The organism is Candidatus Cyanaurora vandensis (assembly GCF_013285555.1).
Lineage (GTDB): Bacteria > Cyanobacteriota > Cyanobacteriia > Gloeobacterales > Anthocerotibacteraceae > Cyanaurora > Cyanaurora vandensis.
In genome coordinates this window covers 1-12,546 of the sequence record NZ_JAAXLT010000154.1, presented here as the reverse complement: position 1 = coordinate 12,546, position 12,546 = coordinate 1, and the positions used below count along the sequence as shown (strand labels likewise).

At 55.7% G+C, this 12,546-nt stretch carries 16 protein-coding genes, 1 tRNA gene and 1 pseudogene; 7 read left to right on the top strand and 11 right to left on the bottom strand.

Annotation, left to right across the window (positions count from 1 at the left end; translation table 11 throughout):
• Window positions 1-8 precede the first annotated feature (8 nt).
• The 3 genes from HFM78_RS10685 to HFM78_RS10675 are packed head-to-tail and all read right to left on the bottom strand — an operon-like array spanning window position 9 to window position 2,027.
• Window positions 9-656, bottom strand: coding sequence for a diacylglycerol/polyprenol kinase family protein (locus HFM78_RS10685; RefSeq protein ID WP_287129433.1), 648 nt, complete (start codon window positions 654-656; stop codon window positions 9-11).
• A 14-nt stretch (window positions 657-670) separates the two neighbouring features.
• Complete coding sequence (locus HFM78_RS10680; RefSeq protein ID WP_287129432.1) at window positions 671-1,681, bottom strand: photosynthesis system II assembly factor Ycf48; 1,011 nt, start codon at window positions 1,679-1,681, stop codon at window positions 671-673.
• A gap of 4 nt (window positions 1,682-1,685) precedes the next feature.
• On the bottom strand, window positions 1,686-2,027 hold the full coding sequence (locus tag HFM78_RS10675; protein ID WP_287129431.1) for a rubredoxin: 342 nt from the start codon (window positions 2,025-2,027) through the stop codon (window positions 1,686-1,688).
• 177 nt (window positions 2,028-2,204) lie between these two features.
• Here HFM78_RS10675 and HFM78_RS10670 point away from each other — a divergent pair, with 177 nt between their 5' ends.
• Both HFM78_RS10670 and HFM78_RS10665 read left to right on the top strand, forming a co-directional pair.
• Window positions 2,205-2,438 (top strand): hypothetical protein, encoded by a 234-nt coding sequence (locus tag HFM78_RS10670; RefSeq protein ID WP_287129430.1) that lies wholly within the window; start codon window positions 2,205-2,207, stop codon window positions 2,436-2,438.
• Between the two features lie 49 nt (window positions 2,439-2,487).
• Complete coding sequence (locus HFM78_RS10665; protein WP_287129429.1) at window positions 2,488-3,615, top strand: SGNH/GDSL hydrolase family protein; 1,128 nt, start codon at window positions 2,488-2,490, stop codon at window positions 3,613-3,615.
• Here HFM78_RS10665 and HFM78_RS10660 read toward each other — a convergent pair.
• Window positions 3,602-3,967: a DoxX family protein gene (locus HFM78_RS10660; RefSeq protein WP_287129428.1), complete on the bottom strand. Its 366-nt coding sequence runs from the start codon at window positions 3,965-3,967 to the stop codon at window positions 3,602-3,604. The two genes, HFM78_RS10665 and HFM78_RS10660, sit on opposite strands and share 14 nt — an antisense overlap.
• 109 nt (window positions 3,968-4,076) lie before the next feature.
• Between HFM78_RS10660 and HFM78_RS10655 the strand changes: the two genes are divergently transcribed.
• Genes HFM78_RS10655 through HFM78_RS10645 form a run of 3 tightly spaced genes read left to right on the top strand, consistent with a single transcriptional unit; the run spans window position 4,077 to window position 4,984 of the window.
• On the top strand, window positions 4,077-4,301 hold the full coding sequence (locus tag HFM78_RS10655; protein WP_287129427.1) for a hypothetical protein: 225 nt from the start codon (window positions 4,077-4,079) through the stop codon (window positions 4,299-4,301).
• On the top strand, window positions 4,298-4,729 hold the full coding sequence (locus HFM78_RS10650; protein ID WP_287129426.1) for a TA system VapC family ribonuclease toxin: 432 nt from the start codon (window positions 4,298-4,300) through the stop codon (window positions 4,727-4,729). Before HFM78_RS10655 ends, HFM78_RS10650 begins: the two co-directional genes overlap by 4 nt.
• A gap of 60 nt (window positions 4,730-4,789) precedes the next feature.
• A complete protein-coding gene (locus HFM78_RS10645; protein WP_287129425.1) occupies window positions 4,790-4,984 on the top strand; it encodes a hypothetical protein in 195 nt (64 codons plus the stop codon).
• 7 nt (window positions 4,985-4,991) lie between these two features.
• Here the strand turns inward: HFM78_RS10645 and dnaN are convergent, their stop codons facing one another.
• Window positions 4,992-6,125 (bottom strand): DNA polymerase III subunit beta, encoded by a 1,134-nt coding sequence (gene dnaN, locus HFM78_RS10640; protein WP_287129424.1) that lies wholly within the window; start codon window positions 6,123-6,125, stop codon window positions 4,992-4,994.
• A gap of 95 nt (window positions 6,126-6,220) precedes the next feature.
• On the opposite strand from dnaN, the gene HFM78_RS10635 reads away from it, so the two are divergent.
• Window positions 6,221-6,308 (top strand) — tRNA-Ser (locus tag HFM78_RS10635).
• A gap of 82 nt (window positions 6,309-6,390) precedes the next feature.
• Entirely contained in the window at window positions 6,391-7,482 is a 1,092-nt protein-coding gene (locus HFM78_RS10630; protein ID WP_287129423.1) for a phosphotransacetylase family protein, read from the top strand.
• A 56-nt stretch (window positions 7,483-7,538) separates the two neighbouring features.
• Here the strand turns inward: HFM78_RS10630 and HFM78_RS10625 are convergent, their stop codons facing one another.
• The 6 genes and pseudogenes from HFM78_RS10625 to HFM78_RS10600 all read right to left on the bottom strand — a co-directional run.
• Complete coding sequence (locus tag HFM78_RS10625) at window positions 7,539-8,027, bottom strand: allophycocyanin subunit beta (protein WP_287129422.1); 489 nt, start codon at window positions 8,025-8,027, stop codon at window positions 7,539-7,541.
• 32 nt (window positions 8,028-8,059) lie between these two features.
• Complete coding sequence (locus HFM78_RS10620; protein ID WP_287129421.1) at window positions 8,060-8,545, bottom strand: allophycocyanin; 486 nt, start codon at window positions 8,543-8,545, stop codon at window positions 8,060-8,062.
• A 149-nt stretch (window positions 8,546-8,694) separates the two neighbouring features.
• Window positions 8,695-9,567, bottom strand: coding sequence for an isoaspartyl peptidase/L-asparaginase (locus tag HFM78_RS10615; RefSeq protein ID WP_287129420.1), 873 nt, complete (start codon window positions 9,565-9,567; stop codon window positions 8,695-8,697).
• A gap of 34 nt (window positions 9,568-9,601) precedes the next feature.
• Window positions 9,602-11,365, bottom strand: a complete 1,764-nt coding sequence (locus tag HFM78_RS10610; protein WP_287129419.1) for a DNA polymerase III subunit gamma/tau — start codon at window positions 11,363-11,365, stop codon at window positions 9,602-9,604.
• A gap of 196 nt (window positions 11,366-11,561) precedes the next feature.
• The gene (pyrH, locus tag HFM78_RS10605) at window positions 11,562-12,272 is read right to left on the bottom strand and encodes a UMP kinase (protein WP_287129418.1); all 711 of its coding nucleotides are present in this window, start codon (window positions 12,270-12,272) and stop codon (window positions 11,562-11,564) included.
• A gap of 42 nt (window positions 12,273-12,314) precedes the next feature.
• A pseudogene (locus HFM78_RS10600) lies at window positions 12,315-12,546 on the bottom strand (hypothetical protein); the annotation flags it as partial.

Here is a 12,546-nt window from a genome sequence, read left to right as displayed (position 1 = left end):
ACGATAGTTTAGAAGCCTGGTCCTACCCATAACCACGCTAGGACGGCACTCCCGAGGGGTACGGTCAAGTTATCAATCCCGCCCTGCGAAAAGACCTCTAACCCGCAAGCCACCGCCCCGATGCCCAAAGCCACCGCCACGAGTCCCCAACTAAACCCGAGGCTCACACTCAACACTGCCAGACTCACCCCCGCCGAGACCAAGGCCATTACCAGGGAACCTTCCCAAGTTTTGTAGACTCCTGCCGCCCGGTAGCCGTGGGTACCCCAACGCTGACCCACGATGGCAGCGAGTGCATCGCCCCAAGTCATAACCAAGATGCCCAAGACCGCAAACTCTGGTCGGCTCAAGCTCCAAAAAATCCCAATCAATAAAGTGAAACTAAGTGCGTAATAAAAAGTCCCCAGACTCCGCCGCCCCACCCCATTGATACTTTGTAATAGTGGCAGTCGGTAAGAAAGTAACGTCAACCCCATAAACGGAATACAAAAAGCTAGACAAAACGCCAATGGGAAGTTAAATCCCCAAGCGAGCAGGATGATGTTCCCGACCGCAATATGGACAAACTTACGGACCCACTCCGGCTCCACCTGTCTCAGGCGCATTCCCTCGGCAACCAGAAGGACCAGAGCCAGCCAAACCAGGGCGATGACCATGCCCCCCACGGCCCTTAAGAAGCCTGATAGCGGAGGATGAGACCGCGCTGACCCATGATGAAACCCTGACCGTTCTCCTCAAACCTGATCCGAAACAGGGTACTACGGGTTTGGAGGGGAGCTTTGGCCCAAGTCTTGCCTAGGTCTGAACTAACGAGGAGCGTACCATTGCCCCCCGTCACCCAGATGCGGCCCTTCTCATCCACCCCAGAATCCAGTAACCCCGCCGCCGAAGCAATGTCTGGCGTCGTCGGTTTACTCCAGGTCTCGCCCCCGTCGCTAGTCAACTGCACTTCACCGCCGTTGTTGAGCATTAGACCGCGCTGGTTATCGACAAAGACTAAGTTCTGGATGCGGCGTGAACTCTTGCGTTCGCGTAATTTCCATTCGCGCTCACCGGGCTTCCAACTGAGATAGGAGGAGCCCCGCACCGAGACGGCCCAGTAGCTGCCGTCCTCCAAGCGGGTGATGTTGCGGATACCCCCGGCGGAAGTGGGGGTCAAAGCCCGCCAGACCTTACCGCCATTCTCTGTTTTGAAGACAAAACCCGTATTCATTGCCATCTCTGCTACGCCTGTATCCAGGGCCGTAATGAGGAGTGGGTTGCCGACAATCCGTTTGTTGAGCGGGATGGCGAACCAACTTTTCCCGCCGTTTGTAGTATGCAAGACGATGCGGGGGTTGCCCGAGATCCAGCCCTCCTGTCCATTGGGGGTGAACGCTACGGCGACAAACCGGGCATTGAGGTCCGCTGTCTCACCCTCGGCATTCTTGTCGCCTTGGAGGGGTTTATCGAAAGCAGGCCGCCAAGTTGTACCGCCATCTATTGTCTTGAGGACGGTGGTTTTGGTCCCGACCATCCAGCCGGTCTGACTATCTACAAAATGGACATCCAGGAGGTCCGCCTCAGTGGTGAGGGAAGCTTCTGACCAAGGGACCTGCTCAGCGGTCTTAATAAAGTTACAGGCTTGAACCAACAGCACCAGGGTCCGCACCCCGCACCAGCGACCGATTACTCCCAACATGGCGTTATTGACCCACAAAGTAGAAACTCATCAAGAACAATAACCCGACCCCCAATGCCCCAAAGATCAGTAAGTTCTTGACCTGAGGGTTGAGGGTATTGACCCCCAAACCAAATTTGACGTTCTCCTCCAGCCCCTCCTGCGCCCCTGCCCGTGGCCCGATGCGCGAGAAGCGGACACGCGGAGAATTGCAACTAGGACACCGCCACGTCTCAGGCACGGCCTCAAAAGGAGTCCCGGCGGCAATGCCCCGCGCTTTGTCGCCATCCACCGGTTCATAGATGTAACCACAGACGTTACATTCACCACGGTCTAGGCGTTGCGGGTCTAGGGGCGGTTGTTCCATGGCGGTTTAAAAAACTTTACGTCGTGCTTTTTAATTTTAGAGCATGGACTGGAGGGAGCTTTAGAATATTTTTACAATTCTGGGGCCGGGTGTTATGGATGACCTACCCTTACCCGGCGGCGTTGGTAGTCTTTAGCCATTGATGAGAATCCTGCTTAAACCCTAGGGAGAATTGTGATGAATGCTTGTTTTGTCACCCGTTTACTCGCGGCGACCTTGAGTTCCGTGGCCCGAGTTGCACCGATTGACTCTGCGCCTGTCCAGAATTTTTCCGTCGGGACTTTTGAGTTGAACCAACCGCGCTCGGTGGTCAGTGTGGACTTTGACGGGGATGGGGATTTGGACCTAGCCACGGCAAACCAAGACACGCATTCTAATAACCGCTCGGTTTTGTTCAACATCACGCTCTAGCTAGGAGGGGGTCCCGTGGGATGATAGGTCCATCACACGGATTGGGTGAGTGGTCAAACGGTTGCGGTCCCTGGGGTTAAACCTGGGGCTAGTCCTGACGAGTACCCTGCTGGGCGTGGGGTTATTGGAACTGGGACTACGACTCGTGGGACCCCGACTCAGCCTTGAACTCCAGCAGGCCCTTTTTACTCGGGCGACGGACGAGGACCTGTTTACCTTTGTACCAGGGGTGGGTACGATGACCCGCCCAGACCTCAACCGCCCCGCCATCCGCATCAACGATACCGAGACCATCACCGTCCAGACTGATGAGTTCGGCTTTCGTAATCCCACTGGGAGCCAGAACCCAGACGTGGCTTTTCTGGGGGATTCCTTTGTCTGGGGATTCGGGGTACCCCAGGCGGCTACCTGGGTCCAGCAGGTTGGACAGGCACGGAACACGGTGGCGGCGGGCTATGGGCAGAGTGGTTTCTCCGCTTGGCAGTACCGTAAGGTTTTTGAGCAGTATGTCGCCCCGCAACGGCCCCAGGTGGTTATTTGGTCTTTTTTTGCCAATGACCTGCAACCCGCCGCCGCTCAGATTACCAGCCAGAACGAAACCATCACCACTGCGGTAATTAATCTACGGGTCTGGTTGGATTCTCATTCCCTGATTTACCGTTTGGTCAAATTTGTGATCCAGGGCGCGTACTTCTCCGACCAGCAACCGATCAGTTATCAAGACAGCGGTCTCGATTTGGTCCTCTTTCCAATGACCCATAACATCGTGGACCCCCGGACCCCGGATTTTGCCAGGGGACTTGCTGAGCTTGAGGCCGGGGTGAGCCGAGTCCAGACCCAGTGTCAGGCCCAAGACTGCCAGCTAGTCCTAGTCCTCATCCCGACCAAAGAAATGGTCTACTACCCCAGGGTTGCCCATGTCTTCACCCCGGAACAACGCCAGCTAGTCCAGACCGCCTTCCAGACCTACCGCGATTTCAAAGTCCGACTCACCCGCCAAAATATCCCCCATCTTGACTTGACCCCCGCGCTGCAACAGGCCGCCCTTTCCAGCACAGGACAGGCTCAGCAACTCTATTTTCGGATTGATGGTCACTGGAACCGGGCGGGTCATGCCGTTGCTGCCCGTGCCTTGGCCCAGTTTTTGGCGGAACGAGATTTACCTAGGGTCGAGTAAACCACCAAGCCCAAGCAATCAAAACGCCCTGCAATGGCAACCGTAACCAGTACAAAAGCGGGTCATTGGGGATGCCCTCAAGGGTAATCTGGTTGACCGCCATATTGATGTTGGCGGGGAAGACCGCAACAAACAGCGCAATCAATCCCCAAGCCGCCGCCCGACTGACCAGAGGGATCAAGAGTCCCACCCCGCCGAGGACCTCAAAGAACCCACTGATATAGACCAAGGCCAAGGGATAGGGCAACAGCGCGGGCACAATCCGCACAAAAGGCTCTGGGGTCACAAAATGGAGGACCCCCGCCGTCACCATAAAAGCCGCTAGGACCCACCGCAACAAGGTTTTGATCATGGTTCCAGAATAGGTCCCCGGCTTACAAATTCCCATGATGCTTCAACACCAAGCTTTTGATGCGTTAGCATCAAGTTGATTGCACGCTAGCCATACCTGGGAGCCAAGGATGCGTACCACGCTCAATCTTGAAGAAGATGTTCTATTTGCTGCTAGAGAAATAGCACGGCAACGCGGGGTTTCGGTGGGGAAAGTATTGTCGGACCTAGCCCGTCAAGCCCTGTCCCGACAGGCGGTCACGCCATCGCGCAATGGATTACCGCTCTTTCCAGTTGCCCCTGAACCCAAGGTCGTCACGCTAGAACTGGTGAATCAATTGCGGGACGAACTGTGACTACCTACCTTCTGGATGTCAATGTGTTGCTCGCTCTAAGCGATCCGATGCATATTCATCATGAAGGAGTCCATCGCTGGTTTAGTGACAGGGGGCAAACAGCTTGGGCTACCTGTCCAATCACCGAAAATGGCTTTGTTCGTATCGCAAGCCACCCTAACTATCCCAATCGCCCAGGGGAGCTTCCGGTAGTGATGGCAATACTCCGCCAATTCTGTGCAGCCCAAGGCCACCACTTCTGGTCTGCCGAGGTGAGTATTCGTACAATACTAAAACCCAGTGTACTGATTCCCCATTCCCGACTCACCGATGTTTTCTTGCTTGGTCTAGCTGCCTATAAAGGCGGCAAGTTGGCAACCCTGGATCAGCGAATTGCCGCGATGGCAGTGGCGGGCGGCCCTGAAGCGTTGGAAATAATCGCCCATTAACGTGAAGCAGGGGATGACGACTAACCGATTCCTATTCAGGATAGAAGTGATCGTAGTCCCATGGCAAAACAGCTACGCTACCTAGACCCCCGCCCCTGCTCCCTCTGTAGTCAGTCGGGGGAACTGCTCTATCGGGTAGTCATCAGCAAAAATGGTCCTTGGCTGCTCGTCTGTCCCCCTTGTTGGCTCAAGACCGGTATTGATAACCCGCACTATCGCTACGGTGGTACCTGGAAAGCCCGTAAGCGGTCCTAGCTGTTGACTAACCGCGAATCTGGACGGGCATGATGAGATATTGAAAATCCGTGCTATCCACAGGTTTGAGGACGGCAGGTTGCACAGCCCCGTTGAGGTTGAGTTGGACTTCCAAACAGTCCATGACCTTGAGCGGGTCCATCAGGTATTTGACGTTGAAGGCGCAGGTCAGGTCATCGCCCACGAGTTCTACCGCAATCTCCTCGCGCCCACTGCCCACGTCTGGAGCATCCACACAGAGCGCGATCTGGTCACTGGTGATCTCAAGACGGACAATATTATTTTTTTGGCTGGCGATGACCGCAATCCGCTCTAGGACACTAATGAACTCCTTGCGGTTGATCGTCACTTGACGGGCAAAATTTTTGGGAAGGAGTTGCCCATAATTCGGATACTGGCCCTCCAGGAGCCGGGAGGTCAAGGTCTGGTCTGGCATCGTGAAAATAATCTGGCTACGGTCATAGCGAGCTTCCAGGAGTTCGGCGGGACTCAATCCCAACATCCGCTCTAATTCTTGAAGTGCCCGTCCGGGTACGGTGAGGTCTAGCCCCAATAACTCATCCGACTGGGGTAGAGCCATCAACGCGAGGCGATGCCCATCGGTCGTCGCAAACTCCAGCCCCGCGCCCGTGCCCTTGAGGTGGACCCCGGTCAAGATATGTTTACTCTCGTCGGTGGCAATGGCAAAAAGCGTCTTACGGATACCTGTTAAAAATTGTTCTACCGACAGATAAAGGCTCTCGCCCTCGGGTAGCTCCGGCAAATGGGGGAAATCTTGAGCCCCCATGCCCCGAATTTGGTAGGACCCCGCCCCGCAGTCCAAAGTAATCGCTGCCAACTCATCCCCATCCCCCGTCAGCCCCCGCAGCGTAATATCCAGATTAGGCAACCGCGAGACGATATCCCCCAAGAGTCGCACCGGGAGGGTGACGGCCCCCGGTTCTATTACCTGAGCGGGCAATTGACTGACGATCCCCAACTCCAGGTCGTAGCCCGTCAGCCGGAGGACCCCGCCCTGGTCGGGCGAACCTTCCAGCTTGATATTGGCAAGGATGGGCTGGACCGGACGCGCCGAGGCCACCGCCCGACTGACCAAGGCGAGGTGTTGGTTAAAAAGATGTTGGGGACACAGGACTTTCATAAAGACGGTCGTGAGGTTTTGTTGATCATACAGGCGAAAACCCCCAGGAATTCGTTCCCTTTTCACCCCACCTGTTAAACTCAGAAAGCGTCATTGGAGAGGTGGCCGAGTGGTCTAAGGCGCAGCACTGGAAATGCTGTGTAGGGCAACTTACCGAGGGTTCGAATCCCTCCCTCTCCGCCATTTTTGCCAATTTAAGATTCTTGCGGCGCGGACTGGAGCTAGATCGTGTATTTTTTGGGCATACCTTTTATTGTGGGGCACCGTGACGCGTTTTCTGTTGGTGGGCTCCACCCAGCCCCATAGTGGCAAGTCATCGCTGGTCCTCGCCCTGGGTCTGCAACTCAAGGCACGGGGTATCGCTGTAGGTTATTACAAACCCCTTGGTTCACCTACCTGTGACAATAACGGCTATTGCGTGGATGAGGATTCCCGTTATATCGGAGAACGGCTGGGGTTACAGGTGCCCGCACCTCTGGTCCTCTTCGACCCTCAGGCCCTAGAGTATTATCTACTCAAAAAAGACCCCATTCCCTACAGTGAACGGCTCCGGCAGCAGTTGGGTCGCCTCCAGCAGACAGCGGGCGGACCTGTAACTTGGACCCTAGTCGAAGGGGGGGCTAGTCCCAGTGAAGGACGACTCTTTGGGCTATCGCTCGACAATCTCGTACAAGAGTTGGCGGCGGACCTGTTAATGGTGGTGCGCTATCAGTCCTTAGCAAGTGTCGAGCCGCTACTTTCTTTGCTGGCCCAGTTCCCGCAGCAACGCATCGGGGTCATTCTCAATGATGTCCCGGCTAGTCAATACGAACACCTGACCCAGGAAATCATCCCGAGTCTTGAAGCGCATGGCATTCACGTCCTAGCGGTCTTACCCAGCGATAGCCTGATGCACAGTATCAGTGTCGGGGAATTGGCCCAGAAATTAGGCGCGGAAGTGTTGTGTGGACGCGACCACTTGGACCTCTTGGTGGAGCAGGTCAATATCGGGGCGATGGCGGTGAGTGCGGCCCTGCGCTTCTTCCGGCGGATGAGTCACAAGGCGGTGGTGACAGGCGGTGACCGGGCTGATATTCAACTGGCCGCCCTCCAGACCTCGACTAACTGTCTCATCCTGACCGGACAACTCCCTCCAGACCCGAAGATCCTAGCCCGTGCGGAGGAAATGGAGGTCCCGGTCCTCTCCGTCAGCCACGACACCCTCAAAACTGTCCGCCTCATTGAGACTGCGATCCACCAAGCCCGCTTCCAAGAACCCATCAAAGTTGAGCGGATGCAGGAGTTACTCACGCAGTACTTAGACCTAGACCGCTTCTGTGCTTTTTACCAAGTCCCAGACCCCAAAGTTTCTGTCTGACTCGCCCATTAAAAAACCCCAGTCACTGACCGGGGTTTTTGACATAAACCTAGGGACTAGCTGAGGCCCTTGGCAATGTGGTCAAAGTATTTGGCAGCTTCGGCACCAGCCTCACCACCGACCATACCCGCTACCACGTTCTTCATAGCGTTGATCCCGACAATGGTTGAGGGGATGGGCACGCCGAGGGAGTTGTAGGTCTCCTTGAGGCCGTTGAGGACCCGCTCATCAATCACCGAAGTATCCCCAGCAACCATGGCATAGCTCGCGTAACGCAGAAAATACTCCATATCCCGGATACAGGCGGCGTAACGACGGGAGGTGTAGGTATATCCGCCCGGACGCAGCAGGTCGGGTTGCTCAGAGAACAGGTTGGCAGCGGTTTCGCGCAGGATGGCGGAGGCATTGGCTGAGATCGTGGAAGCCGCCCGTAGCCGCAGTTCGCCCGTCTGGTAAAAACGAGTTACTTCTTCAAAATCCACGCCCCCGAGGTAACGGCCCTCGGAGTCGGTACGGTTGATGATTCGGGTCACTAAGTCAATCATGGGTAGCTCCTTGCAGTAATTTCACCCGTCCGTTAGGACATGGCACTCACGACGTAATCGAAGTAAAAGCTTGCTTCAGCGGCATCTTCGCCCGGCATCATGCTGGTGGCCTGGGACTTCATTGCCTTGATTCCGTCAATAACACCGGGGATGGGTGTTTCAAGCAGGCTGTAGGTCTCTTTAATACCGATGAGACCAATTTCATCGATCGGGGCAGTATCACCAGCGAGAACGCCGTAGGTGACCAGACGCAAGAAGTAATCGAGGTCGCGCAGGCACTTGGCGGTCATGGTTTCGCCGTAGGCATTGCCACCGGGAGAAACCAAGTCAGGACGCTTCTGGAACAGGCTGTCCCCGCCCCCTTTGACAATGCGGAGGGCATTGTCCGAAAGGACACGGGCCACGCGGACGCGACGCTCGCCAGAGGTGAGGTAGCTACGGACGACATCAAGCTCGCCGGGACTGAGATAACGGGCTTCCGCATCCGCATTGAGGATGGCTTTGGTAATGGCACTCATGGGGTTGCAACTCCTAACAGGACTAGCCGCCTGCGGGCTTCAGGCGTGCTATATCTCTGGTACCATAGGCTCCAAACGACTTCAAGGCAAGCTTCAGTTAAGAATTGTAATTAGGCGGACACCCTGCCACCCTGATGGCAGTGACGGATTCAGAAGCTAAACCCTACAGTCCCTTCAGCCGTGTATGCAGCGAGTAACAGGGGCATATTTTTGTCCCAGCCCACAGTACCGTGATGGTCTAAGGCAATCACTCCATAGTCCCGATTTCGTACTTTCGCCTCGCCTATGGTTTTGGCTAAAGCTTCAGTTAAGTTCATCCCGTCGGTGACCCGCAGGACAATCCGCACCGCCGCCGCCTCATCAATAATGTCTTCACCAATCCCGGTACAACTGACCCCACAGCAGTCATTGGCATAATTCCCGGCGGGTTGGGCCGAATCACTCACCCGCCCGTTGCGCTCGAAGCCCCGTCCGCCCGTGGAGGTGGCGGCACTAATTTGACCCTGTTGGTCCAAGGCGACGGCCCCGACGGTCCCCATGGTCAAGGCCCCGGCCCGTTGCACAATTCCGCTTTTCTTTTGCTCAAACCATTCTTCGAGACGGCGCACGGTGGTCGGGTCATAGGGAGGGAGGTTCATCTCACGGGCTAGGTATTGCCCCCCAGTTTCGGAAACCACCCGGTCAGGACTTTCTTGCAGGTATTGTGCGAGAAGCACCGGGTTACGGACGCCAGAGATATTGATCACCCCACTGAACCGCTGCTTGGCCCCGTCCATGACACTGGCACTCATCCGAATCTGTCCATCGGATTGCAACACAGAGCCTGTACCTGCGTTGTAGCGGGGTTCGTCCTCTAGGCGGGTGACGGCTAATATCACGGCTTCCGTCGCGCTCAGCCCCGTCGAGAGGGCCTGCTGCACCTCATTGACCACTTGAGCCAGAGCTATACGCACAGATTGAGCGCGGTCGGGGTCACTCAGGGCCAAGCCCGCCCCGCCGTGGATGATGAGTTTGGGTTCCATGGTCTGCCTCAGAATGCAGCCCTAGTTTACTGGGTTAGAAGTCATCGTCGTCATCTAGGACTTCAGTGCTGACTGGGAGGCTGGTGTTCTCTGTGACTAAGACGCCATTGAAGAAGCTGGCAAAGTTGCGGGCACCACTATCGAATTCCTGGTCTTCATTGGAAAGGGGAACTGGCTTGGCTGTGGCCACGGGTATAGCTACGGGAGGTGGTACGACCGTGGGTGGGGCCGGGTGACTGGGGCTATGGATTTTGGGAGGAGGACCCTGGGGGGCGAGTTCAAAGTGGACCACACGTTTACCTAGAATTTTCTCCACGGCTCCCAGGATTTCTTCACGGGCCTTAGCTCCCTGGCGGGGGTCACGGAGCATATTAATGAAGAACTTTTCTTTGAACCCGAAGACTATCTGTTGCGCGTCCTCTCGCATGACAAAAGCCTGGGCAAGGATGCCCTTGGTGTTGGGCCGGAGCATCGCGGTGAACTCAGACCACCGGGTTTCTAACGTCGCTACGGTTTGGGAGATGATAGGGAGTGGGGTGGGGCTGGGTTGGACTGGAGGCGGGGTAACTGGGTGCGGAGTGACTGGGGGTGGTTCGGGGCGGAGTGGTGCAGGACGAGTAGGTTCGAGTCTCGTGGGTTCAGGACGAACTGGCTCGGGGCGAATGGGTTCAAGTCGAATAGGTTCAGTAACAATTGGCATCGGCAAAGTTACAGTTACTATCGCTTGGGCTAATTCCAACAATGTCACTTCTAACCACAGTCGCGGCTGGGTACTGTGTTTAATCAGTGGTTCGGCTTCTCGTAGAACAGTTTGAAGCTTCGTTAGCCAAGCGGTATCGAGACCGGGACCGAGATGGACTAACTGTTCCCAAGTCGGACGAGTCAAGGCGACCCATTCCGGTTGTTGGGGTACCACTTTTGCCAGGAAGCTGTCGCGTAGGAAACCAACTAAGTCCTGTAAGACCTGGAGGGGTTCACGTCCGTGATCGAGGAGTTTGCGGACTAGACCGATGACCTGTACACCTTCCTGCTGCTGGATTGCCATAAGTAGGGCGAGCAAATCCCGCTCGGGCACCGCTCCCACCAAATCCCATACCTGGTCTACCTGGACTGGCCCTTCAAGCAAACCCAACTGGTCCAATAGACTCTCGGCATCCCGCAGGCCCCCTTGGGCAATCTGACCGACAAGTTCTAGGGCCATGGGCGTAATCTGAATATTCTCCGCGAGGGCAATCCGACTTAGATGTTCCGTCATTGCCGTCAAGGGAATTCGCTTGAAATCAAAGCGTTGACAGCGCGAAATAATGGTTGGTAAAACCCGTTGGGGATCAGTAGTTGCCAGGATAAAAATAACGTGTTGGGGCGGCTCTTCCAGGGTTTTTAATAGTGCATTAAAGGCTGCATTAGAGAGCATATGGACTTCATCAATTACATAAACTTTGTAGCGGGCTTGGGCGGGGGAGAGTTGGGCACGTTCAATGATCTCACGGATATTGTCTACTCCAGTGTTACTGGCTGCATCAATCTCAATCACATCTAGGGCGGAACCCTGGGTAATGGCGATACAGAGACTGCACTGCCCACAAGGTGCGGGCGAGATGCCCTGCTCACAGTTGACCGCCTTAGCCAAGATCCGGGCCGTCGAGGTCTTCCCCGTCCCCCGTGACCCCGTGAAAAGGTAGGCATGGGCGAGACGGTTGGTTTTGAGGGCACTGCTGAGCGTCACCACAATGGGCTCTTGACCCACCAATTGGCTGAAGGTCTGCGGACGATATTTGAGGAAGAGGGGTTGGTACACAGCCCCTAGGTGGCTAAGGAACACTCCATCATGTACGGTTTTGTCGTCGGATTCAAGGGCAGGGCTAGCGCATCTAGATCAACCACTCATCTAAATTAGCCACTGGAGGTTTAGGCCAAAGCCTACAACCATGTTTGACTAAGCGGGAGTTTGTGCTTTGGTCACAAGTTCACTAGCTAAAATTGAATTCTCAGGACTAACCCGTCGTGACCAGTGTACCGACATTCTCGCCACAGGTCGCCCGCCAGATGTTCCCCCGCTCAAAGAGGTTGAAGACGAGAATTGGGATCTTGTTTTCACGGCAGAGGGCGATGGCAGTGGCATCCATGACTCGTAAATCGCGCGCGAGCATTTCGGAGTAGTTTAAGTGTTGATAACGAATTGCGTCTCTATTTAACATCGGGTCCGAGTCGTAGACCCCATCTACTTTGGTCGCTTTAAAGATTACTTCGGCGTCAATTTCTGCCGCCCGTAACGCTGCGGTGGTATCGGTAGTGAAAAAAGGATTCCCCGACCCGGCCCCAAAGATTACGACCCGGCCCTTCTCAAGATGGCGGATGGCGCGACGGCGGATGTAGGGTTCAGCGACCTCCTGCATAGCAATTGCGGTCTGGACCCGAGTGACAATCCCCAAGTGTTCGAGGGCATCTTGGAGGGTCAGGGCGTTCATTACCGTGGCGAGCATCCCGATATAGTCAGCCGTCGCCCGGTCCATGCCCTTCGCGGCAGCCTTCACCCCCCGGAAAATATTACCGCCTCCGACCACCACCGCCAGTTCGACCCCACTCGTGGCAACTTGGGCGATCTCTTCAGCGATATGACGGACAATATCCGGGGCAATGCCATACTCTTGGGTACCCATCAGGGCCTCCCCGCTCAACTTGAGCAGAATCCGCTTATACCCCATATCCGTCCTTGTGCAATGCGGTAATAGCTTAACATCCTAGGCTCACCGAGTGAGGCTGCCGCGTTGGGATTGCTCGTGCTCCATCGCTACAAACAAGGCCTGAAAATTGCCCTCGCCAAAGCCCTTACGCTCACCGCAGCGTTGGATAATCTCCCAGAAGAACGTCGGTTCCCCAAAGATAGGTTCAGTAAAGATCTGGAGTAGGTGTTGGGCCGGGTCCTGGGGATGACTGTCCACAAGGATCCCGAGGTCTTGGGGAGCACGGCCGTAGGGG